Genomic DNA, 24,053 nt, shown 5'->3' with positions numbered 1-24,053 from the left:
TCATTCGATCTCGTTGAGCACGTCGCGCAGCGTACCGAAGAGCTGGTCGATATGGCTCTTTTCGATGATCAGCGGCGGCGACAGCGCAATGATGTCGCCCGTCGTACGGATCAGGATGCCCTTTTCGAAAGCCTTGAGGAACGCCGAGAAGGCACGCTTGGTGGGTGAGCCAGCGATCGGCTGCAACTCGATCGCACCGATCAGGCCGATATTGCGGATATCGATCACGTTGCGCACGTCTTTCAAGGAATGCAGCGCATCTTCCCAATAAGAGGCGAGTTCGGCACCGCGCGTAAGCAGCCCCTCTTCCTTATAGGTCTCGATCGTCGCGATGCCGGCGGCCGAAGCGATCGGGTTGCCCGAATAGGTGTAGCCGTGGAAGAACTCGATCAGGTGCTCGGGCCCGTTCATGAAGGCGTCGTGAATGTCGCTGGTCACGAACACGCCGCCCATCGGGATCACGCCATTGGTGATGCCTTTGGCGGTGACCATGATGTCGGGTTTCACGCCGAAATAGTCAGCGGCGAAAGGCGTGCCCAGGCGACCGAAACCGGTGATGACCTCATCGAAAATCAGAAGAATGCCGTGCTTGGTGCAGATGTCGCGCAGACGCTGAAGGTAACCCTTTGGCGGTACCAGCACACCGGTCGAGCCCGACACCGGCTCGACGATCACGGCCGCCACCGTCGAGGCATCATGCAGCGTGACGATGCGCTCGAGCTCGTCGGCCAGATCCACGCCGTGCTCCGGCTCGCCGCGCGTGAATGCGTTCTTGCCCGGGAGATGGGTGTGCGGCAGATGATCGACGCCGGTCAGAAGAGTGCCGAACATCTTGCGGTTGGTGACGATGCCGCCCACCGAGATGCCGCCGAAATTGACGCCATGATAGCCGCGCTCCCGCCCGATCAGGCGGAAACGCGACCCCTCGCCTTTTACACGATGATAAGCCAGCGCGATCTTCAGCGCGGTCTCGACAGATTCCGAGCCGGAATTGGTGAAGAACACATGGTCGAGCCCGTCGGGCGCCACATCGACCACACGGTTCGCGAATTCGAAGGCGATCGGGTGCCCCATCTGGAAGGCCGGCGCATAATCGAGCTCGCCCGCCTGCTGCGCGATGGCCTCCGTGATCTTCGGCCGGCAGTGGCCGGCGTTGACGCACCACAGACCCGCCGTGCCATCGAGCACCTGGCGGCCGTCGGCCGTCGTGTAATGCATGTCCTTGGCAGCCACGAACATGCGTGGCGCCTGCTTGAATTGCCGGTTCGCCGTGAACGGCATCCAGAACGCATCGAGATTGTTCGGCGTCACCTTGTTCAGCATCGGGCTTTCCCTGTTTTCTCTTGTTCTCGCGGGATGCTTGGTGCTTCCAGTCCGCCCATGCTAGGCGGGTGTTTGACCAATTGGTCCAACTGTTAACACCGCTCCCCTTGCGGTCAAGGCGAACATAATCGGATGAAGCTCCCCGCTGTCGCACCACAGAAAAGCGGTCTCTATGCCAGCGATGTGGGACGGGAAGTCGCATGAATATAGCGGTCCGCCCCCGCACCCGAATCCAGAACGAAAAGCGGGAGGCGATCCTCGAAGCCGCGCTCGACGTGTTCTCCGCCGAAGGCTTTCGCGGTGCCACCATCGACCGCATCGCGGACGCGGCCGGCATGTCCAAACCCAACCTTCTCTATTATTTCCGCCGCAAGGAAGACATCCATGTCGAGCTGATCGGACGGATGCTCGAAAAGTGGCTCGACCCGTTGCGCGCTCTCTCAGCGCAGGGCGATCCGGTCTCCGAACTGCGTTCCTATATTCGCCGCAAGCTCGAAATGTCGCGCGATTTTCCCCGCGAAAGCCGCCTTTTCGCCAATGAAGTCCTGCAAGGCGCACCGCGCATCCTGCCGCTGTTGCAAGGCGAACTGCGCGAACTCGTTGACGAAAAATCCGCTGTCCTCCGCGACTGGATGCGCCAAGGCCGCATCCGGCGCACCGACCCTTGGCACCTCATCTTCGCCATCTGGGCGACGACGCAGCACTACGCCGACTTCGACGTCCAGGTGCGCGCCGTGCTCGGACCGGATCGCGGCGGCGAAGGCCGCTTCGAGGATGCTGCACGGTTTCTGGAGGAGTTGTTTGTAAGGGGCCTGCTACCGTCGTGACCTGCGATAGGCAATCTTCCATCGCGAGAGCAGAATACGTATATTCGGGTTGCGATCGCATGATCGCATAGGTTGCACCGGGGTAAAACGGATGGCTAATGCTACAGTCATATCCTCTGATTTCACCATATCGGTGCCAGAGGCAATTCGTCTAGAGCAAGGCTGGGAAGTAGGTCAGGAACTGGCCTATGTTCCAACCGAGACCGGCGTGAAATTGGTACCGGTCCCGAAGCTCGAAGACCTGTTAGGTATCCTGCCCAATGCCGATCCGACCAATTACCGGGATCGCGACGACCGATATTGAACCAGCGACCGTCGACACCTCAATATGGGTAGACTCGCTCAAAGGTGTTCTTCCGCCTGACGCACTTTCCGCATTTCCGACGCGCGAGCGCTGCATTGTGCCGACGCTCGTGCAGTTTGAACTTGCCAAATGGCTGGAGCGAGAAGCAGATTCAGCAACAGCTGAGGCCGTGATTGCCTATACGCAAAAGTGCGTGGTTGTGCCGCTTCATGCTTCACTCGCGCTTCGAGCAGCAACCATCAGTCGAAGGCATAAACTGGCCACCGCGGATGCCATAATCTACACCGTAGCATTGCACACCAATACGCCGCTTCTAACCTGCGACAAGCACTTCGAGGGCCTACCGAACGTCCGCTATTTCCCGAAACGAATAGACTAGCTGGTGAAATTCAGCTGGCGCCTTTGGCGCTTTAGGTCACGCTCATTACCATCAGCAACCCGCCCACCAGCGTGATGTTCACCAGCACCAGATAGATGTGGAGGTCGCGCTCGCCTTTCGGGAACATCAGAGGATTATGGTAGCAAGTCGTCGCGGCGATGAGGAACACGATCAGCGCCAGCGCAGCGGGCACGAGCCAGACGCCGAAGATCAGCGCCAGACCGCCCAGCACTTGGATCGCAAACCCTACCCCCATCACCATGGCCGGCAATCGCCAGCCATAGTTGGTCGGCCCAGCACGGCGCTCGCCGAAATGCGCGAAATTGCGGATGCCGGCGATCAAAAAGAACGCGCCGAAGATGACGCGCCCGACCAGCATCAGAAGCCCAGCTGAAATCATAAGGAAATCCCCCGATCGCTCAGGGGTTAAAGCATGTCGGCGAAGCGGGGAACTCGTTTCAGAGAGTTGTCCCCTTGTCTTGGCGCGTCCTTATTCCGCCGGTTCCGGAACCTGCACGGGCGCCTCGCGGTGCATCGGGTTGTTGGGATGCGTGGTCCAGTTGGCGTAGGTCGGCTCCACCACCTTGCCCGTGCGGCGATCGAGATCGCCTGGGGCCAGGCGCTCCATCGTGATGCAATCCTGTACGGGGCAGACATTCACGCAAAGATTGCAGCCCACGCACTCCTCTTCGATCACCTCGAAGTGGCGCACGCCGTCCAGCATATTGGTGATCGCCTGATGCGAAGTGTCCTCGCAGGCGATATGGCAGCGGCCGCATTTGATGCAGAGGTCCTGATCGATATGCGCTTTGGTGACGTAGTTGAGGTTGAGATACTGCCAGTCGGTGACATTCGGCGTCGCACGGCCGATGAAGTCCTCAAGCCGCTGATGGCCCTTTGAATCCATCCAGTTCGACAGGCCGGTGATCATTTCCTGCACGATCTTGAAGCCATAGGTCATGGCCGCTGTGCAGACCTGCACATTGCCCGCGCCCAGAGCCATGAACTCGGCAGCGTCGCGCCATGTGGTGACGCCGCCGATGCCCGAGATCGGAAGCCCACGCGTCTCAGGATCGCGCGCGATTTCGGCCACCATATTGAGCGCGATCGGCTTCACCGCCGGGCCACAATAGCCGCCATGGCTGCCTTTGCCGTCGATGGTCGGCTGCGGCGCAAAGTCGTCCAGATCCACCGAAACGATGGAGGAAATCGTGTTGATCAGCGAAACCGCGTCCGCCCCGCCGCGCTTCGCCGCGCGCGCCGGATAGCGGATATCGGTGATGTTGGGCGTAAGCTTCACGATCACCGGCATGCGGGTGTATTGCTTGCACCAGCGCGCCACCATCTCGATATATTCGGGCACCTGCCCCACGGCCGAACCCATGCCGCGCTCGCTCATGCCATGCGGGCAACCGAAGTTGAGCTCGATGCCATCGACCTCGGTTTCCTCGACAAGTGGCAGGATAGCCTTCCAGGCATGCTCTTCGCAGGGCACCATGATCGATGCGATAATGGCGCGGTCCGGCCAGTCGCGCTTGACCTGCTTCATCTCCTGCAGGTTCACCTGCAGCTGACGGTCGGTGATGAGCTCGATATTGTTGAGCCCGAGCAGGCGGCGGTCGGCACCCCAGATGGCACCGTAGCGTGGCCCGTTGACGTTGACGACGGGCGGTCCTTCCTCGCCCAGCGTCTTCCACACCACGCCGCCCCAGCCCGCCTGAAAGGCACGGACGACATTGTAAGCCTTGTCGGTGGGCGGCGCGGAAGCAAGCCAGAACGGGTTCGGCGATTTGATGCCCAGGAAGTCGCTGCGGATATCGGCCATGGGTTTCGTGCTCCTCAGCCTATCAGTGCTTTGTGAATGCTCATCGCGGCGTCACGCCCTTGGGCGACGGCCGAGACGGTGAGGTCTTCACCTACCCCCACGCAATCGCCGCCCGCCCAAACGCGCGGCATGGTCGTGCGACCCTCGCCGTCCACCGCAATGCGTCCGCCTTCGACCGCGATCTTCTCACCGCTGCCATTGAGCGGTGCTGCCACGAAATTTTGTCCGATCGCTTTGAAGACCTGATCGGCTTCGATCACCAGTGTTTGGCCGGTGCCGCTCAAACGTCCGTCTTCGAACGACGTATACTCGAGTTCGACGCCCGTCACCTCGCCACCTTCAGTCAGCACCCGACGCGGCTGAACCCAGTGCCTGATCTTCACGCCCTTCGAAGCCGCCAGGTCCTGCTCGAAAGCCGAAGCATTCATGCTTTCGCGACCGCGGCGGTAGGCGATCGTCACCTCTTCAGCGCCCAGCAACCGCGCCTGGACCGCCGCATCCACCGCCGTCATGCCACCGCCGACCACCACCACGCGACGACCGATCCTGATACCCGAAAGGTCCGAGGCCTGACGCAGGGTCGCGATGAAATCGACCGCGTTCTCGACGTTATGGGCCTCTTCTCCCTCGGCCCGCAACGCATTGACGCCGGCGAGTCCCATGCCGAGAAACACCGCATCATGCTCCTCAAGCAGGCCGGACACCGAGAAGTCGCGCCCGAGCGCCTTGTCGTTTTCGATGGTGATGCCGCCGATGCCGGTGATGTAATCGACCTCCGCCTGCGCGAAGCCGTTAGGCGTCTTGTAGGCAGCGATGCCATATTCGTTGAGCCCGCCCGGCTTGGGCCGCGCGTCGAGTACCGTCACTGCATGCCCGAGCATCGAAAGCCGGTGCGCGCAGGCGAGCCCCGCAGGCCCTGCTCCCACGATGGCCACCGATTTCCCTGTGTCTGCCGCGCGCTGGTAGAACTGCCGGCCCGCGCCCATCGCGACATCGGTGGCGAAGCGCTGGAGCCGCCCGATCTGCACCGGCTTGCCCTCGGCAGTCTCACGAACGCAAGCCTCCTCGCAGAGCGTCTCGGTCGGACACACGCGGGCGCACATGCCGCCGAGAATATTCTGGTCGAAGATCGTCTTGGCAGCCCCCAGCGGGTTGCCCGTCGAGATCTCGCGGATGAACAACGGGATGTCGATCGAGGTCGGGCATGCCTGCATGCAGGGCGCGTCGTAACAGAAATAACAGCGGTCGCTTTCGACCAGCGCCTCATGCTGGTCGAGCGGCGGATGCAGGTCTGAAAAGTTCGCGGAATAATCGGGCGGCGCGAGCCGGCCGGCGACGATGCCGTCCGTGAATTGGCCTTGGGCCATGCTGTGTTCCCCTTGTTATTGAGAGGATGCTAGCATGCCCAAAAATTTTATCAATCGGTCAAATTTCGAGATAAAGGACTGATTTAGCTTGATTAAAATCTGATAAGTTTGGTCCAGATTTCTGTTGGATCACAGCAACCGTAGCCCCCAAGCTGTCACCAGCAGGAGCGCGAAAAGGACAACCGAAGGAAGCATGTGCCCGTAGTCGCGATGGCGCAGCAGAACGATCCAGATGACCACGCAAAGCAGGACCCCGAGGATCAGCCCGAACACGCGCGTCGGATACCAAGCTATGAGCACCCCGATCAGCAGATCGCAGATCCCGTTCACGAACCGGAACCACGATGGAAATCCCCACCCCAGCAACTGCTCCTGCATAGGCTTGAAGCCGATCAGATTGAGCACCCCGCTAATGACGAAAAAGGCCGCGAGCAACCAAGCCAGCCATACGGCCCAGGAATAGTTCAGGATCAGCATTTCCACGTCCTGTGTGAATGGCGGCCTTCGTGTCGCCGACGATAAGTCGATGAGCTGAAAACACTTGTAAAGCGGGCGTTACCGATAGGGAAAAGGCGCAAGCGAAGTTATCGCCCGCGCCCTTTTGAATGATGCCTGGAGCCGATCGGCTCCGACCCGACGACGGTTCAAACTCTCAGAGCGAAACCTTCTTGTTCTCCACCACGTCGCTGCCCGAACCCTTGCCAAGCGTCGCCTTCACATAGCCGATCGCAGTGGCGAGCGCTGAAGAACTCGTGTCCCAGTACTCGCCTTCGCTCGGATTGACCTTGAGAAGCGCGATGTTCGGATTGTCCTTTCCGCCTTCGAACCACGCGGCAACATCCTCCGACCATTTCTCGTCGATCGTGGCTCGATCCGTGACGAGTGCAGCCGTGCCGGAAACCGAGACATAATCGTCGCCACCGGGGTCGGAATAGCCGAGGCTGACCTTGGAATTTTTCTGGATGGTCTGGGCAAGCGCGGAGGTCTTGTCGAGAAAGAACCAGAGATTGCCTTCCGCGTCCGACTCCTGATTGGCCATGGGTCGCGTGTGGAGTGAACCGTCCGGCTCGATCGTCGTCAGCATCGCGATCTTCACCTCGTCGATCAGCTTATAGAGCTTGTCGCGGGGGTTCTCGGTCTCGGCCATGGTCCATTCCTTCTCTGTTCGAATTGACGGCGGGGGAATGGTCAGCGCCGGATTCGGTTCCCGATTTGAAAGGGCCGGCAGTGCGCGCTGCCGGCCCTCTCGTCAAGTCAGAGCGAGCCTGCGCCCTGGTGAGCCGCCTTGGTCAGCTTGGCCGCGATCTCCATCATTTCCTCCGGTGCATAGTCCGGCGTGAAGGCCGATGGGATGCCGGTCAGCTGGTGGATCTTGCCACCTTCCGGGTTGCCTTCGACCACTTCGAGCTCGCCGGGCGGATCACCCGGCAGCGCCATCTCGCCATTGCCCCAGATGCCGGAGATGGTTTTGTAGTCCTCCGGGCTGAACGTGTAGAGGCGGCGATGCGAGCCCTCCTGCAGGTATTTCTGCGACTCGGGAATCTTGGCGAGCGGAATGTTCGGCGTCGGCAGCATCTTGTGGATGTCCACCCCCGTCAGGTTCTTCAGCGCCAGCGCATAAGCATGGGCATGCACCGAGCCGCGCACCAGCAGATAGCCGCAGACCTCGCGACCCGTCGGGTCGGACAATGTTTCATAGACGCGAAGCTTGTGAAGACGTGCACCACATTCCAGGTGGAAGTTGTGGAGCAGGTCGACGATCACGTTTCCGGTCGTCGTCACCATGTCGTTGTTCCAGGTGTGGCCGCCACTGTTGACGGGCGTGGCACCGCCGGCATTCTGGAAGAAGGCCTGGGCGAGACGGGCATCCGTCATATCGGCGAAAGGCGCACCGGAAATGTCGCCGCCGTCCTTTTCGTCGCCGTCATTGTCGGGGCCGTTGTTGAGCATGGCGACGCCGTTCGACACCAGCTCGACATGGCCGAGTTCTTCAGCCGTGATCGCGGCGACAAGGCTATAGAACGGCTTCAGCTTGTTCTTGGAGCGGAAGTTGAAGCTCTGGAACAGGTAGTTGCCCAGCGTGGACATTTCCCCGTACTTGCCGCCGAGCAACTCCTGCAGGGCTGCGGCAGCATTGGGGTCGGCCTTCTTCGGCGCGGGAAGCTCGGTTTGGAGCTTGTCGATGCGTAAGAACATGGCGGGGTTTCCTTGGTTAACCCCCGGCCAATCACCGCTTGAATGGTTGGTTCCGCTTTTTTGTTAAGACAGATGGATGACATCAGCTCCGGTTGGGCTCATTCCCGTCAACCTCGCTTTGTCGTGTTTTGCCCAGCCCCGGCGTGACTTCGCCACTCACCGCCTGGCGACCGTCACCGACCTCCGTTTGCAGCTTGTCAGGTGAGGAGTCTCCGGGATTGCCCGTGATTTCGCGAGAGCCGTGCGGCGGTGGCGGCGCACGCTCGATCCGCTCCATCTCGCTCTCAGCGTCGGCGTCACTCGTCTTGCCATGCGGCCGCTGCGGCGGTGCGCCCGCGAAACCCGGCCCGGTGCCTGCCCCTTCGCCGTGGGGCTCGTCGGTCGGCACAACGTCCGAAACCGGCACATTGACGCCACGGTCGAACGAGATCACCGGCTCCATGGCGGCGAGCTGCGCATCGTCGAGCCAGCACAGGCTGCGATGCCCCGCACCAAGATCCTTGAGAGGCGGCAGCTTGGTTTCGCAGAGGTTATCGGGCACCAGGCGCTTGTAGCGGCATCGGGTCTGGAACGGGCAACCCGGCGGCGGATTCATCGCTGAGGGAATGTCGCCCTCGAGCACGATGTGCTTCTTGACCACGCTCGTGTCCGCGATCGGGATCGCCGAGAGAAGTGCTTCCGTATAGGGATGATAGGGCGGCGCGAAGATCTGATCGGTCGAGCCCTGCTCCACGATATGGCCGAGATACATGACCACCACGCGGTCGGCAATGTAGCGCACCACCGACAGGTCGTGGCTGATGAAGAGCATCGTCGTCTTGTTCTTGCGCTGGATCTCCATCAACAGTTCGGTAACGGCCGCCTGCACGGACACATCGAGCGCCGAAACGGGCTCATCCGCGACCACGACCTTGGCCGCCCCCGCAAAGGCGCGGGCCACGCCGATGCGCTGCTTCTGTCCACCCGAAAGCTGGCGCGGCTTGCGCACGGCGAAGGCACGCGGCAGCTTCACCAGGTCGAGCAGCTCGAACATCCGCTTCTCGCGGTCGGCCACCGTCTTGCCGATGCCGAACTTCTCGAGTGTGCGAATGATCTGCGAGCCGATCGAGTGTGATGGGTTCAGCGTATCGAACGGGTTCTGGAACACCATCTGAATGGACGAGATCGTGTCCACCTCGCGCTTCTCGATGGCTGTCGACTGGATCGGCGTGTTGCCGAGCACGACATCGCCCGAGGATGCGGTCTCCAGGCCCAGCAGCACCTTGGCAAGGGTGGACTTGCCGCAGCCGGACTCGCCGACGATAGCGACTGTCTCGGATTCTCGCGCCTCGAACGAGATCGACTCGTTCGCCTTGACCACGCGGGCTTCCGCGCCCCCGAAGATCTCGTTCCCCGAAACCGTGTAGTATTTCTTGAGATTGTCGATCTTGAGCACCGGCGCGCCGGGCTTCACGGGCTCATGTTTCTTCTCTGCTCCTTTGGGAAGAGCGGCCCAGTCGATCTCGTTGAAGCGCACGCAGCGGCTGAAATGACCCTCGTGTCCTTCCACCTCGATCATCGGGATTTCGGCAGCGTTGCAGACGCCTTCCACGAAGTGATGGCAGCGCGGTCCGAAATTGCAGCCCTTGGGCCGCTCATGCGGTAGCGGCAGCTGACCCGGAATGGCGACCAGAGGGCGCTCGTTCTTGTCCGCTCCCGGCAAAGGGATCGAGCGGAAAAGCCCCTGCGTATAAGGGTGGCGCATCCGGTCGAACACATCCTCGATGCGGCCGGTTTCCACCGCCTCACCCGAATACATTACGGTGATCTTGTCACAGGTCTCGAGGATCAGGCCGAGATTGTGCGACACGAATAGCATCGAGGTGCCGAACTGCTTGCCCAGGCCCTTCACCAGTTCGACGATGCCCGCTTCCACCGTCACGTCGAGCGCCGTCGTCGGCTCGTCGAGCAGCAGAAGTGCGGGCTTGGAAAGCAGCGCCATCGCGATCACGATACGCTGCTGCTGGCCGCCGGAAAGCTGATGCGGAAACGAGCGCATCATGCGCTCGGGGTCGGGCAGTCGCACGGCGCGCACCATTTCGAGCGCGCGCTTGTAGGCCTCGTCCTTCGACACCTTGTCGTGGATCAGTGGCACTTCCATCAGCTGCTGGCCGACCTTCATTGCCGGATTCAGCGAGGCCATCGGCTCCTGATAGATCATGGCGATCTTGTTGCCACGAATCTGTCGGAGCTCCTCGTCCGACATGTCGCCCATGTCGCGGCCCTGGAACTTGATCCGCCCGCCGACGATCCTGCCGATATTGGACAGGTCGCGCATGACGCCGAGCGACACGGTGGACTTGCCGCAGCCGGACTCGCCCACGATACCCATCGCCTCGCCGGGCATCACGGTACAGGAGAAGTCCATCACCGCCGGAATCTCGCCCTTGCGGGTAAAGAACGAGATCGACAGATTCTCGATCTCGAGGATCGGTGCGGTGCCGGGGTTCTGGCTCGGGTCGGTCACTCGCTCGTTCATGGCGCTGCCTTCCTGGCTGGAGGTTGTTGGGGATCAGTCTTTCAACGATTGCTCGCGCAACGCATCGGCCAACAGGTTCAGGCCGAGCACGAAGGTCATCAGCGCGACGACCGGTGGCAGTGCCGGATGGATGAAGGAGCGCAAGAGGCGGCTCGCATCCTTGATCGCCGTCCCCCAGTCCGGGCTTTCCGGCGCAAGGCCCAGGCCGAAATAGCCGAGCGTGCCGAGCAGGATCGTGGTGTACCCGATACGCAGGCATGCATCGACGATCAGCGGCCCGCGCGCATTGGGCAGGATTTCCCACAGCATGATGTACCAGGGCGACTCGCCGCGCGTTTGCGCCGCCGCCACATAGTCGCGTGTCTTGATGTCCATGGTCAGTCCACGCACGATGCGGAAGACACCGGGCGAGGACGCGAACACCACCGCCACGAAGATGTTGAGCTGGTTCGGATCGATCGAAATGATGCCGAGCGGATCGGCGTCGAAGGCGAGCCCGAGATACACCCAGCCGCCGAGGATCACGATCAGCGCCATCTGCACGGCGAGAAGCTGCGGCCGGTTCTTGTATCGGGTGAAGAACAGCGTGCCGAAGAAGATGATCGGCACGATGAAGAACACACGCGCGATCCAGTGCGGCAGGCCCGTCTCGACGATGCCCGGCGTGACCAGCAGGTAGAAGAGCAGGATAACGGGGAAGGCCAGAACGAGGTTGGCGAGGAAGGACAGCAGCGCGTCGATCTTGCCGCCATAATAGCCGGCGGGAAGTCCCAGCGTCGTTCCCACCATCAGGGCGAAGGCGGTCGCGGCGGGCGCGATGATCAAGACGATGCGCGAGCCGAAGATCATGCGGGAGAACACGTCGCGCGCCAGCTTGTCGCCACCGAAATAATAGACGAGGCCCTGGTCGGGCACGACCGTACCGGGCATCGCATCCTTCATCACCGCCACCTGCGTCAACGGATCGAAGGGAGCGATCACATGCGCGAACATCGCGGTGAACAGCCAGAAGAAGCAGATGGTCACACCCGCCACACCGACGCCGGATTCGAAGAGCTGACCGTAAAGCCCGAGCCGTCCGCGAAAGGTGAAGCTGAGCGTCAGAACGATCGCCAGCGCGATCCAGACCGGCCAGAACCGGCCGATTACGCCGATAATGATGGCAAGTGCCCCGATGGTTTCAGTCGGCATCAGCTCGCCTCCCCTCGTTGGCTCGACGGTGCGTATGTTCGATCCATCACTGCACCCTGATGCGCGGGTTGAGGTAGGCGTAGCCGATATCCGAGATCAGCTGCGTGAAGAGCACGACGAAGACGGAGACGAGGCTGCAGCCCAGGAGAAGGTCGATATCGTTGTTGCCCGCGGCCTCCACCAGCGTGAAGCCGAAGCCTTGGTAGCGGAACATGGTCTCGACGATCACGACGCCCGTCAGCAGCCATGGGAATTGCAGCATGATCACCGTGAACGGTGCGATCAGAGCGTTGCGCAGAGCGTGTTTGACCACCACCGAGCCGAAGCTCAGCCCTTTCAGGCGCGCGGTGCGGATATATTGCTGCGTCATCACCTCGACCATCGAGGCCCGCGTCATGCGCGCGATATAGCCGATGCCGTAGATCGCCATGGTCATCACCGGCAGCGTGAAATTGTAGAAGGTGATACCCTGATTGGTGGCCGACGCCGCCGATCCGTTCAGCCATCCGAGCCAGGAGGCGAAGATCACGCTGAAGATCACGCCCGACACATATTCGGGCGTGGCCGTGGTCGTGATGGACGCCACCGACAGCGTACGATCCGTCCGCGAGCCTTCGCGCATTCCGGCCAGGATGCCGATCAGAAGCGAGATCGGCACCATGGTCGCCATCACCCAGAACATCAGGATGCCGGTCGAACCGAGGGCCGGGAAAAGCTTTTGCGCAACGGGCACCTTGAACTTGGTGGAACAGCCGAAGTCGCCCTGCAGGATGCCGCCATAGTGTGGCTCGGTCGGTTCGTTGCAGTAGCGGAAGCGCGGAACGGCATTGCCGGTCGCAGGATCGATCGCCGGCTGCTTCTGCACGACGCCGAGCCACTGGCCATAGCGCACGAAGAAGTTCTGCCGATAGCCGTTCTTCTCCAGCCAGCTCTCGAGTTGCTCGGCGGGCGTGCGCATGTCGAGCTGGCTGATGGCGAGCTTCTTCAGGTTCGGCTCGAGATTGATCATGTAGAACACGATCAAGGTGAGGCACAGCATGGTCAGAAGCATGGTGCTCAGGCGCCGGAAGATGAATGCGAGCATGGCGGCCGTTGTCCCCTGCCAGGTGGGTTGGGGTTGTCGCCGCGAAGGGTTCGCGGCGGCTGTGAAGCGAACGGGCCCGCGCGGCCCCGTTCAAGCGTTCACATCAAGCCTGATGCTCGTGGCTTCCCGTTGCCGAACAATCATTCGAGCCACGCTCGCCGCCAATCACCGCGCGGAGGCTGCCACTGCCGAAGGTCTTCATATCCAATGTCCCCATCTGCTTCTTCTTTTGTGCCATCATTCCGCATCCCGTTTTTATTGTCAAAGCGCGGAAGACGTTGTTCCCACATCGAATGTGCAATCTGCGAAGCGCTCGAAACGGCGCATGAGCGACATCCATGTCGTGAAAATGAAAGTGATTGGTGTCTTGCGGTTTTGCAGCGCTCGTTTCCTTTCCGACTGATGAGCGGGAGTGAACCGGGCGTCATCATGCCGAAACGGAAGCGGCGCTATCGCATCGCGCGCTTTCGGTGCCATAGTCGCCGCGAGTCGTGACACCGGCAGGGGATGGCCGGAGGAGGAGGCCTCATGCTCAGTTCGTTCGCTCGCAAGCTTGCCATGGCCGGTTTGGCCATCGGCCTTTCGCTCGCTCCGGCCGTCGCCCAGGAAAGTGCGCGCAAGATCGAGACCTCCGAGAACGGCGATTATTTCGGCTTCGACCTGCGCTCCGAGCAGAACAAGACGCTGGAACAGTGCCAGTCGATCTGCCTCGCCGACAGTGCGTGCCGCGCCTTCACCTATAATCGCAAGGCCAAGTGGTGCTTCCTCAAATCCGACTTCCACGACCTCAACCCCTTCCCCGGCGCGGTCGCCGGCAAGGTCGTCGCGGTTTCCGGCGGTGAAGACCTCGGCGCGCCCGCTGAACTTTCCTTCGTGCCGCAATCGGTCAAGGATGAGACCGAACGCTATCGTAAAAGTCTGCTCGAAACGGACTATCAGACCGAGAATGGCCTGACCGATCTGACGGAGGCCGGCAATACGGCCCTCGCCAACAACGACGCAGGTACCGCCCGCGACGATTTCGGCGCGGCGCTCCAGATTACCCCGGACGACGGCGCACTCTGGCTCGGCCACGCCAAGGCCAATCTCGCTTTCAGCTCCGATAATTCGCAGGAAGTCTCCGACGCCCAGGTCGCCGCCACCTCAGCCGCCCTCGAAGCCTACCGCCTGTCGCGCACAACGGAAGCGCGCGCCGAAGCGCTCAACACATTGGCCCGTGCGCTCGACCGGCGCGAACAGTCCCGCCCCGCCCTCGACGCCTATGAAGCCAGCCTCGCGCTCGTCAATGCCGCCGATACTCGCGCCGAATATGAGGACCTGAAGGCTCGAAAGGGCTTCCGCATCGTCGAGCACACGGTCGATGCCGACACCGCCTCTCCCCGAATCTGCGCGCAATTCTCGGAAGAGCTGAACAAGGCCGGCACCGATTATGCGCAATTCGTCACCGTCGATGGCCGCGCGCCGCAAAGTATCGAGGCGAAAGACAAGCAGGTCTGCGTCGGCGGGCTGGAGCATGGCCGAAACTACAAAGTGAATTTCCGCGCTGGCCTGCCTGCTGCTATCGGCGAAACGCTGATCGCGCCCGTCGCGCTCAATGTCTATGTCCGAGACCGCGCGCCCTCCGTGCGCTTCACCGGCGACGGTTTCGTGCTGCCCGCCACCGCGCGTCGCGGCGTGCCGCTGGTTTCCGTCAATATGGACGCGGCACGCGTGCAGCTCTTCCGCATCGGTGACCGCTCGCTGGCACAACTTCTGTCCGGCTACCAGTTCCTGCGCCAGCTCGACACCTATGAGGTCTCCAGCCTCGGCGATCTCGGCCAGCCCGTCTGGGAAGGCCGGATCGAGATCAAGGCCGAACCCAACAAGGACGTGACCACCTCCTTCCCGCTTGATGAAGCGCTGCCCAAGCGCCAGTCAGGCGTTTACGTGATGGTCGCGGGGCCTCTCGAAGACAAGCCGGACTCCTATGAAAGCAAGGCCACACAGTGGCTCGTGGTTTCCGATATCGGCCTTTCCACCTACACGGCGGAAGACGGTCTCAACGTCTTTGCCCGCTCGCTGGGCTCCGCCAAGCCCATCGCCGATGTCGAGCTGACGCTTCTCGCGCGCAACAATGAAGTGCTCGGCACCGGCAAGACCGATGCGCAGGGCCGTGCCACATTCAATCCCGGCCTCGTGCGCGGCGAAGGCGGGATGGTGCCCGCCGTGCTGATGGCCAAGGGCGCGGACGACGACTTCGTCTTCCTCGACATGACCAAGGCCGGCTTCGACCTGTCCGACCGTGGCGTCGCTGGCCGCGAAGCGCCCAAGGCGCTCGATCTCTATGCCTGGACCGAACGCGGCATTTATCGCGCGGGTGAAACCGTCCATGCCTCCGCACTCGCCCGCGACACGGCGTCGGTTGCCGCCGACGATCTGCCCCTCACCTTCATCTTCCGCCGCCCCGACGGGGTCGAGGACCGACGCGTTTCCTCCGATGGCAAGGCGGAAGGCGGCCACGCCGTCGAACTGCCGCTCCAGAACAACGCCATGCACGGCACGTGGTCGGTCAGCCTCTACACCGACCCCAAACAGCCCGCCCTCGCCAGCAGCAATTTCCTGGTCGAAGACTTCGTGCCCGACCGCATCGAATTCGACCTCAAGGCCGACCGCATCGAAACCGCGCTCCGCGACCCGGTCAACGTTTCGGTCGATGGCCGCTATCTTTACGGGGCACCCGCTGCGGGCCTCGAACTCGAAGGCGATGTGACGCTCAGCACTGTGCGCGACTGGGCGCGCTTTCCCGGCTACCAGTTCGGTCTGGCCGACGAGGAGCCAGGCGAAGCCACGCGCCTCGATCTCTCCGACCTGCCCGCAGCCGACGAAGAAGGCAAAGCCAGCTTCCCGCTTTCGGTCGATGAGGTGCCTTCCACCACGCGCCTCGTGAAGGCGGCCGTCGCCATCCGCATGCGCGAAACCGGCGGCCGCGCCGTCGAGCGCAATCTCGACATCGGCGTGCTGCCCGAAACCACCATGATCGGCATCAAGCCGAATTTCGCAGGCGATTCCGTTCCCCAGGGCGGCACCGCCACGTTCAATGTGCTGACTGCCTCCCCTACAGGCCAAAGCGTGGCGGCCCAAGGCCTCCGCTGGTCGCTGGTGAAGGTCGAGCGGAACTATCAGTGGTATCGCGCCAACAATTCCTGGTCATATGAGCCGGTGACGACCACCAGCGCCGTGTCGGACGGCACACTGGACGTCGCCGCCGACCAACCTGCGCAACTCAAGCTCCCCATCGATTGGGGCCGCTACCGGCTGGAAATCGAGACCGACGATCCGTCCGGGCCCGCGACCTCGGTCGAGTTCGACGCGGGCTGGTACGTGGCCCAGACCTCGACCGAAACGCCGGATGGCCTCGAAATCGCGCTCGACAAGCCGAGCTACAAGGCGGGCGAAACCGCCAGGCTGCAGGTGTCTCCGCGCTTCGCGGGCGAGCTTCTGGTTGCCGTCGGCGCCGATAAGCTCCTCGCCGTCCACACGGCGACGATCCCTGCGGGCGGCGGCACGGTCGATATCCCCGTTTCAGCTGATTGGGGCGCGGGTGCCTACGTCACCGCCACGCTTTTCCGTCCGGGCGACGCGGAAGCCAGTCGCATGCCTGCGCGTGCCATCGGCGTGAAATGGCTCGGCGTCGATCCCGCCGATCGCACCTTGAAGGTCTCGCTCAATCCCGAACCCAAAATGGAGCCACGCCAGACGCTCAGCGTGCCGATCAAGGTCGAAGGCGCGAAGAATGGCGAGGAAGCCTATGTGACGCTCGCCGCCGTCGATGTCGGCATCCTCAACCTGACGCGCTACGAAGCGCCGAACCCGGAAAGCTGGTTCTACGGCCAGCGCAAGCTCGGCATCGAACTGCGCGATCTCTATGGACGCCTGATCGACGGTTCGCTCGGTGTCACCGGTCGCCTGCGCACCGGCGGCGACGGCGGCGGCATGACCGCGCAAGGCAAGCCGCCCACGGAAAAGCTCGTCGCCTTCTATTCCGGCATCGTGAAGCTGGACGCGAACGGCGAAGCGACCGTCGGCTTCGATATCCCGCAGTTCAACGGCACCGTGCGGCTGATGGCCGTGGCCTGGACCAGGACCAGCCTCGGCCACGCGCAGACCGATGTGATCGTGCGCGATCCCGTCGTGCTGACCGCCGGCCTGCCCCGCTTCCTCGCCCCCGGCGACCGCGCCACCATGCGGCTCGACCTGACCAGCACCGATGCACCCGCCGGCGACTGGTCCTTTGCACTCGAAGCCGAAGGTGCCGTCGTGGCCGACGACGCCGAACTTCCGCAAAGCGTCAACCTCGAACCCAACAAGCGCCAGAGCCTGACGATCCCGCTGACCGCCATGGAATCTGGCACCGGCACCCTCACCGTCCGCCTCGCCAGTGCCAGCGGCGTCGAAGTGGAGCAGGTGCTGAACCTGCCCGTCCGCCCAGCTTCTCTGCCGATCACCACGCGCAGAATCGTGAGCCTGAAACCCAATGGCGGCAGTTTGCGGCTCGACCGAGGGCTTTTGGCCGACAGCGATCTCGACGGTGCCTCGATCAGCCTCGGCGTCACGCGCGATGCCAATTTCGACGTGCCCTCGCTGCTTTTGAGCCTCGACCGCTACCCTTACGGCTGCGCTGAGCAGACCACGAGCCGCGCACTGCCGCTGCTCTACGTCAACGCGCTGTCCGGCGCCGCCGGCCTCGAAAAGGACCCGGCACTCAAGGAACGCATTCAGGATGCCGTGGACCGCGTGCTCGGCTATCAGGCCTCGTCCGGCTCGTTCGGCCTCTGGGGTCCGGCCTCAGGCGATCTGTGGCTCGATTCCTACGTCACCGATTTCCTGTCCCGCGCCCGCGAGGAAGGCTATCGCGTGCCGCCCGAGGCGCTGGTGCAGGCGCTCAACAACCTGCAGAACGCAACCAGCTACGACCTCGATCTGGAGTCGCGCGGCAGCGCCATCGCCTATGCTTTCTATGTGCTCGCGCGCAACAAGAAGGCCTCGATCGGCGATCTGCGCTACTACTCCGACACCCAGCTCGAAGCGTTCCGCTCGCCGATGGCCATCGCCCACCTCGCGGCGAGCCTGGCGCTCTACGGCGACCGCGCCCGTTCCGAACAGGCCTTTCAAGCCGCGGTGACGCTCGCCAAGAGTCAGACGGAAGCCGATTTCCTGCGCGACGACTACGGCTCCCGCCTCCGCGACGAGGCCGGCATCCTCGCACTCGCGGCCGAAAGCAAGCCCGCACCGCCTGTGGTGCCGGAACTGGTTTCGATGGTCGGCAAGGAAGCGAAGGCCAAGCGCACCACCAGCACGCAGGAACAAGCGTGGATGCTCCTTGCCGGCCGCGCGCTGAAAGCCCAGGATGCCGAGATCACGCTCGACGTAAACGGCGAAACCCGCACCGGCGCGCTCAACGAGCGGCGCGAGGGTAGCCAGATCGACGCCGAACCGCTGGTTGTCATCAACAAGAGCAGCTTGCCCGCGCAGGCGGTGGTGACCGCCGTCGCCGCACCCGCGCAAGCTTTGCCCGCAGGCGGCGACGGCTTCACGATCGAGCGCACCACCTACCGCCTCGACGGAACAGAAGCCAATGTCACCGAGGCCAAGCAGAACGACCGCTTCGTGGTCGTCCTGCGCATGCAACAGCTCAACGATTGGCCATCCCGCGTCTTGGTCACGGACCTTTTGCCCGCCGGCTTCGAGATCGATAATCCCGGTCTGGTCAACAGCGCCAGCCTGTCGAGCTTCGAGTGGCTGCCTGAAACAGAAGCCGCGCATCTCGAATTTCGCGACGACCGTTTTGTGGCGGCCTTCAATCGCGACGCGGGCAGCGACCGCGAATGGACGCTGGCCTATGTGGTCCGCGCCGTGACGCCCGGCACCTATGCCTATCCGGCAGCGCAGGTCGAGGACATGTACCGCCCGCAATTCTCGGCGCGCACGGCGGCTGGCATGATGAAGGTGGAGTAAGGCACACGGCCATGCGGCTGTCGCGGCCTCTCCGCCTCGCTTCGCTGACCGCGCTCGCCGCGGTGGGCCTGAGCATCACTGGCTTGGCGGGCTTCCGCCTGGCCGATCAGGCCTACCCGCCACCTTTGCCCGAAACGCTGACCGTTTCGGCGGAGGTCGCCGACCGCGACGGCGCCCTTCTCCGTGCCTTCGCCACGCCCGATGGACGCTGGCGGCTTCCCACCAGCGAGGCCCAGGTCGATCAGAACTTCGTCTCCATGCTGATCGCCTACGAGGACAAGCGCTTCTACGAGCACAAGGGTGTTGACCTTCAAGCGCTTCTGCGCGCGGCCGGACAGCTCGTTGTGCACGGCCGGATCGTCTCGGGCGGCTCGACGCTTTCCATGCAGCTTGCCCGCCTGATCGAGCCGCGCCAAAACCGCTCCCTCTCAGCCAAGGCCAAGCAGATCTTCCGCGCGATCCAGATCGAGGAGCGCCTGAGCAAGAGGGAAATCCTCCAGCGCTATCTTACGCTCGCACCCTACGGTGGTAACCTCGAGGGCGTCCGCGCGGCCTCGCTCGCCTGGTTCGGCAAGGAGCCCAAGCGCCTTTCTCTGAGCGAATCCGCCCTCCTCGTTGCCCTGCCACAACTTCCCGAGAAGCGCCGCCCGGACCGCTTCACCGACAACGCCAGGGCCGCCCGCGACCGCGTGCTCCAGCGCATGGTCGAAGATGGGCAGCTGGGCGAAGACGAGGCCGCCCGCGCATCGGCCGAGCCTATCCCCACGCGTCGCCTCGCGCTGCCTTCATTCGCCCCCCATGTAACCGAAGCCGCCCTTCGCAACACGCCCGCGCCCTACACAGTGACCCTCCGCCGTTCGGTGCAGGCCGCGCTCGAGGCGGTCGCGCGCGACAGCGCCCGCAAGCTCGGCGACCGCCTGTCCGTTGCCCTGCTGCTGGCCGATGCCCGCACCGGCGACATTCTCGGCTCCGTCGGCTCGGCCGATTTCTTCGACCATTCCCGTTCGGGCGCCATCGACATGACACGCGCCGTCCGCTCTCCCGGCTCGACGCTGAAGCCCTTCATCTACGGCCTCGCCTTCGAGCAGGGTCTGGTCGCGCAGGAAACGCTGGTCGAGGATCGCCCCTCTGACTTTCACGGCTATCGTCCGCGCAATTTCGACATGGGCTATCAGGGCGATGTCAGCGTGCGCCAGGCCTTGCAGCTTTCGCTCAACGTTCCCGCCATTCGCCTCCTCGACACGGTCGGCCCCGCCCGCCTGATGGCCCGCTTCGCCCAGGCCGGCGTCACATTGCGCCTGCCGCCCGATGAAGCCCCCGGCCTTGCGATCGGCCTCGGCGGCGTCGGGATCACCTTGCGCGATCTCGTGCAGCTTTACACCGGCCTGTCCAATGGTGGCCCCGCCAAAGCGCTGCATGACGGCTCCGAGCGCGAGCTGCCCGTTCCCCTCGCCAGCGCCGACGTGTTGGATGAGCGCGCAGCATGGCAGATTGCCGACATTCTGTCCGGCGTCACCCCGCCCAAAGGCGCGGCCCCACGCGGCCTCGCTTACAAGACCGGCACCTCCTACGGCTACCGCGATGCCTGGTCCGTCGGCTTCGACGGTCGATATGTGCTGGGCGTCTGGGTCGGCCGCCCCGATGGCAGCGCGGTGCCGGGCCTGTCCGGCTACGAGTCCGCCGCGCCAATCCTGTTCGAGGCCTTCGCCAAATCCGGCCTGCCCGCCATCGCCCTTCCCCGCCCGCCCTCCGGCGCATTCCGACCGGCGCGCAACGAACTGCCCGTCACGCTCCAGCGCTTCGATGCCGACGACAACGGTCTCGTGTCCGTCGCCCGAACCGAACCTGCTCCGCGCATCGTCTTTCCACCCGAAGGCACGCATGTGGAGGCTGGCGGCGATGGCCCGCCACTCGTTCTCAAGCTGCAAGGCGGCAGGGCCCCGTTCCGTTGGCTCGCGAATGGCCAGCCCTTCGGTGAAACTGCCCGTCGACGCACCGCCACCTGGGCGCCCGATGGCACGGGCTTCGCCACTTTGACCGTCGTCGATGCCGCCGGCCGCGCGGCAAGTGTCAAGGTCTTCGTCGAGTGAGGGGCGAAAACTTGCACCGCGCAAATTGATTTCTTGAAACAGCCGCTAAATGGAATGCATTGGCGCTACACCTCTGTAGAACGCAATTCACGATGGCGTCTGTTGCGCGACCTCCCGCTTATTCTGGCTCATCGACCAAGGAGAGTACGATGGCTTCCTCAATCACAAAGCGACACCTGGGCAAAACATTTCTTGCCGGCCTCATCGCCGGTTCCGTGCAGTTGGGCACACTCGGCTTCGCCATGGCCGACACCAAGCTTCTGAACGTATCCTACGACCCGACCCGCGAATTCTACGCCGAGTACAGCAAGGCCTTCGCTGACCACTGGAAGAAGGAAACCAGCGAAACCGTCACCATCCAGAGCAGCCATGGCGGGTCCGGCAAGCAGGCCCGCGCGGTGATCGAGGGTTTGGAGGCGGACGTCGTCACGCTCGCGCTCGAAAGCGACATCAACGCGATCGTGGCGAATTCCGGCAAGATCAATCCGGACTGGCGCGGGCGCCTCGAGCACAACTCGGCACCCTACACCTCCACCATCGTTTTCCTGGTGCGCAAGGGCAATCCGAAGGGCATCAAGGATTGGGGTGACCTCACCAAGGAAGGCATCGAGATCATCACGCCGAACCCCAAGACCTCGGGTGGCGCACGCTGGAACTATCTCGCAGCCTGGGCCTGGGCGTCCAAGCAGTTCAACGGCGACGAGGCCAAGATCAAGGAATATGTCGGCAATCTCTACAAGAACGTCACGGTGCTCGACACCGGCGCGCGTGGCTCGACGGTGACCTTCGCCGAGCGAAAGCTGGGCGATGTGCTGCTCGCCTGGGAGAACGAAGCCTATCTCGCCAGTGACGAGTTCGGCGCCGACAACTTCGACATCGTGGTGCCTCCGCAGTCTATCCTGGCCGAACCGCCGGTCGCGGTCGTGGACAAGAACGTGGATGCCAAGGGCACACGCAAGCAGGCAGAAGCCTTCCTGCAATATCTCTACTCGCCTGAGGGCCAGACGCTCGCCGCCAAGCATCATTACCGTCCGGCAAAGCCCGAACTCGTCCCCGCCGACCAGCTTCAGAAGCTGCCCGACCTCAAGCTCGTTTCCATCGACGACCCGATCTTCGGCGGCTGGGCGAAGGCGCAGCCCTACCACTTCGGCGACGGCGGCGTGTTCGACCAGATCTATACCGCCCAGTGACGAAGTTTGGGCCGGTCTCCGAAAAGGGCTGGCCCAACCATTTTCCTCATAGCATTCTCCGAGGCTTCGCCACCCGCGAAGCCTTTTGCCTTCGGAAACGCCGCCATGCCGATCATCGCCAATCGCCGTCAGCTTCTTATGGGCAGCGCCATGCTGCTGGCTTCCACCGCCCTGCCGAACATCGCCCGCGCGCAGGAGCCGACCAAAGGCGGAAGGCTGGTCGTCGCCGCCGATTCAGAGCCGCGCAATCTGAACCCCGCCATCGTTGCCTCGAACGGTGTTTTCTTCATCTCGTCGAAGGTGATCGAGCCGCTGGCGGAATCGTCATATGAGGGCAAGGATGGACTGGAACCCCGGCTCGCCACGAGTTGGGAAGGCTCGGAAGACGGCAAGACCGTCAGCTTCAAGCTACGTGAAGGCGTGACATGGCACGATGGCAAGCCCTTCACTGCCAAGGACGTCGCCTTCTCGGCCCTTCAGGTCTGGAAGCCCCTGCAGAATCTCGGTCGTGTGGTCTTCAAGGATCTCGAGGCCGTGGATACGCCCGACGAGCACACCGCCATCTTCCGTTTTGCCAAGCCCACTCCGTTCCAGCTGATCCGCAACGCACTGCCCGCGCTCACCAGCGTCGTGCCCGCCCATCTCTATGAGGGCACGGACATCGAAGCGAACCCGGCCAACAACAAACCGGTCGGCACCGGTCCCTTCACCTTCGCCGAACACAAGCCGGGCGAATTTTATCGCCTCGCGCGCAACGAGAATTATTGGGACAAGAGCAAACCTCTGCTCGACGAAATCATCTACCGCGTGCTGCCCGACCGCGCGGCAGCGGCCGGTGCGCTCGAGGCCGAGGAAATTCAGCTCGCCGCCTTTTCCGCCGTTCCGCTCGCCGACCTCACCCGCATCGGGAAAGAGGATGGCATCACGGTGATCACCAAAGGCTACGAGGCGCTCACCTATCAGCTGGTGGTCGAGATCAACCATCGCCGCAAGGAACTGGCCGACCTGAAAGTCCGTCAGGCCATTGCGCACGCCATCGACAAGAAGTTCGTGGTCGACACGATCTTCCTCGGCTACGCCGCACCCGCGACCGGCCCGGTGCCGGCCAACGACAAGCAGTTCTATACGACCGACGTGCCAGCCTACGCCTTTGATACCGCGAAGGCCAACGCGCTGCTGGACGAGGCGGGCTACCCCAAGGGGGCGAACGGCACGCGCTTCGCGCTCAAGCTCCTGCCCGCACCCTATTTCAACGAAACCAAGCAGTTCGGCGACTATCTTCGCCAGGCGCTTGCGAAGATCGGCATCGATGCGCAGATCGTCAACAACGACGCGGCGGCCCACCAGAAGGCGGTCTATACCGACCACGATTTCGATCTCGCCGTCGCGCCACCCGTCTTCCGCGGCGACCCGGCGATCTCGACCACCATCCTCGTCCAGAGCGGCCTTCCCGATGGCGTTCCCTTCTCCAATCAGGGCGGGTACAAGAACGAGAGGCTGGATGCGCTGATCGCGGAAGCGGCCGGTACGCTGGACGAAGCCAAGCGCGTGGCGCTCTATCACGACTTCCAGAAACAGGTCGTGGAAGATCTTCCACTGATCAACGTCGCCGATTGGGGCTTCACCAGCGTCGCGCGCACCAGCGTCAAGAACCTGGCGAACAACCCGCGCTGGGCGGTGTCGGGTTGGGCGGACACGTGGTTAGAGCAGTAGAGACTGCTTAGATTCCAGACGAGAAGCGCGGTGCAGGTTGAGAGCCTACCCC

General features: G+C 63.0%; 17 protein-coding genes. 6 read left to right on the top strand and 11 right to left on the bottom strand.

Going from position 1 to position 24,053, the window contains the following annotated elements:
• A complete protein-coding gene (aptA, locus tag NGM99_RS09185; protein WP_252818183.1) occupies positions 1 to 1,323 on the bottom strand; it encodes an omega-aminotransferase AptA in 1,323 nt (440 codons plus the stop codon).
• A gap of 200 nt (positions 1,324 to 1,523) precedes the next feature.
• Here aptA and NGM99_RS09180 point away from each other — a divergent pair, with 200 nt between their 5' ends.
• Both NGM99_RS09180 and NGM99_RS09175 read left to right on the top strand, forming a co-directional pair.
• Positions 1,524 to 2,150 carry a TetR family transcriptional regulator C-terminal domain-containing protein gene (locus NGM99_RS09180; RefSeq protein ID WP_252818181.1) on the top strand — a complete coding sequence of 209 codons (627 nt, stop codon included), beginning with the start codon at positions 1,524 to 1,526 and terminating at the stop codon, positions 2,148 to 2,150.
• 260 nt (positions 2,151 to 2,410) lie between these two features.
• On the top strand, positions 2,411 to 2,833 hold the full coding sequence (locus NGM99_RS09175; protein WP_252818179.1) for a type II toxin-antitoxin system VapC family toxin: 423 nt from the start codon (positions 2,411 to 2,413) through the stop codon (positions 2,831 to 2,833).
• 31 nt (positions 2,834 to 2,864) lie between these two features.
• On the opposite strand, the gene NGM99_RS09170 is transcribed toward NGM99_RS09175, so the two are convergent.
• The 10 genes from NGM99_RS09170 to NGM99_RS21585 all read right to left on the bottom strand — a co-directional run bounded on the left by NGM99_RS09170 (position 2,865) and on the right by NGM99_RS21585 (position 13,252).
• Positions 2,865 to 3,233, bottom strand: coding sequence for a DoxX family protein (locus NGM99_RS09170; RefSeq protein ID WP_252818178.1), 369 nt, complete (start codon positions 3,231 to 3,233; stop codon positions 2,865 to 2,867).
• A 90-nt stretch (positions 3,234 to 3,323) separates the two neighbouring features.
• Positions 3,324 to 4,658: an NAD-dependent dihydropyrimidine dehydrogenase subunit PreA gene (gene preA / locus NGM99_RS09165; protein ID WP_252818176.1), complete on the bottom strand. Its 1,335-nt coding sequence runs from the start codon at positions 4,656 to 4,658 to the stop codon at positions 3,324 to 3,326.
• A gap of 14 nt (positions 4,659 to 4,672) precedes the next feature.
• The gene (locus NGM99_RS09160) at positions 4,673 to 6,025 is read right to left on the bottom strand and encodes an NAD(P)-dependent oxidoreductase (RefSeq protein WP_252818174.1); all 1,353 of its coding nucleotides are present in this window, start codon (positions 6,023 to 6,025) and stop codon (positions 4,673 to 4,675) included.
• A gap of 129 nt (positions 6,026 to 6,154) precedes the next feature.
• Positions 6,155 to 6,502: a DoxX family protein gene (locus NGM99_RS09155; RefSeq protein ID WP_252818173.1), complete on the bottom strand. Its 348-nt coding sequence runs from the start codon at positions 6,500 to 6,502 to the stop codon at positions 6,155 to 6,157.
• 175 nt (positions 6,503 to 6,677) lie between these two features.
• Positions 6,678 to 7,172, bottom strand: coding sequence for a pyridoxamine 5'-phosphate oxidase family protein (locus NGM99_RS09150; RefSeq protein WP_252818171.1), 495 nt, complete (start codon positions 7,170 to 7,172; stop codon positions 6,678 to 6,680).
• A gap of 107 nt (positions 7,173 to 7,279) precedes the next feature.
• On the bottom strand, positions 7,280 to 8,221 hold the full coding sequence (locus tag NGM99_RS09145) for a manganese catalase family protein (RefSeq protein ID WP_252818169.1): 942 nt from the start codon (positions 8,219 to 8,221) through the stop codon (positions 7,280 to 7,282).
• An 82-nt stretch (positions 8,222 to 8,303) separates the two neighbouring features.
• A complete protein-coding gene (locus NGM99_RS09140; protein WP_252818168.1) occupies positions 8,304 to 10,739 on the bottom strand; it encodes a dipeptide ABC transporter ATP-binding protein in 2,436 nt (811 codons plus the stop codon).
• Positions 10,740 to 10,772: 33 nt separating this feature from the next.
• Positions 10,773 to 11,930 carry an ABC transporter permease gene (locus tag NGM99_RS09135; protein WP_252818166.1) on the bottom strand — a complete coding sequence of 386 codons (1,158 nt, stop codon included), beginning with the start codon at positions 11,928 to 11,930 and terminating at the stop codon, positions 10,773 to 10,775.
• A 46-nt stretch (positions 11,931 to 11,976) separates the two neighbouring features.
• The gene (locus tag NGM99_RS09130) at positions 11,977 to 13,014 is read right to left on the bottom strand and encodes an ABC transporter permease (RefSeq protein ID WP_252818164.1); all 1,038 of its coding nucleotides are present in this window, start codon (positions 13,012 to 13,014) and stop codon (positions 11,977 to 11,979) included.
• A 103-nt stretch (positions 13,015 to 13,117) separates the two neighbouring features.
• On the bottom strand, positions 13,118 to 13,252 hold the full coding sequence (locus NGM99_RS21585; protein ID WP_289852413.1) for a hypothetical protein: 135 nt from the start codon (positions 13,250 to 13,252) through the stop codon (positions 13,118 to 13,120).
• A 320-nt stretch (positions 13,253 to 13,572) separates the two neighbouring features.
• Between NGM99_RS21585 and NGM99_RS09125 the strand changes: the two genes are divergently transcribed.
• The 4 genes from NGM99_RS09125 to NGM99_RS09110 all read left to right on the top strand — a co-directional run bounded on the left by NGM99_RS09125 (position 13,573) and on the right by NGM99_RS09110 (position 24,001).
• The gene (locus NGM99_RS09125; RefSeq protein ID WP_252818471.1) at positions 13,573 to 19,008 is read left to right on the top strand and encodes an alpha-2-macroglobulin family protein; all 5,436 of its coding nucleotides are present in this window, start codon (positions 13,573 to 13,575) and stop codon (positions 19,006 to 19,008) included.
• Between the two features lie 11 nt (positions 19,009 to 19,019).
• On the top strand, positions 19,020 to 21,098 hold the full coding sequence (gene pbpC, locus NGM99_RS09120) for a penicillin-binding protein 1C (protein WP_252818163.1): 2,079 nt from the start codon (positions 19,020 to 19,022) through the stop codon (positions 21,096 to 21,098).
• Positions 21,099 to 21,259: 161 nt separating this feature from the next.
• Positions 21,260 to 22,288, top strand: a complete 1,029-nt coding sequence (locus NGM99_RS09115; protein WP_252818470.1) for a sulfate ABC transporter substrate-binding protein — start codon at positions 21,260 to 21,262, stop codon at positions 22,286 to 22,288.
• 105 nt (positions 22,289 to 22,393) lie between these two features.
• Positions 22,394 to 24,001 (top strand): ABC transporter substrate-binding protein, encoded by a 1,608-nt coding sequence (locus NGM99_RS09110; RefSeq protein WP_252818161.1) that lies wholly within the window; start codon positions 22,394 to 22,396, stop codon positions 23,999 to 24,001.
• Positions 24,002 to 24,053: the final 52 nt, after the last annotated feature.

Origin of the sequence: Mesorhizobium liriopis, from assembly GCF_024053505.1 — a bacterium.
Taxonomy (GTDB): domain Bacteria; phylum Pseudomonadota; class Alphaproteobacteria; order Rhizobiales; family Rhizobiaceae; genus Mesorhizobium_B; species Mesorhizobium_B liriopis.
The sequence above is the reverse complement of the archived record's forward strand: the minus strand, read 5'-3'. Positions and strand labels throughout refer to the sequence as shown.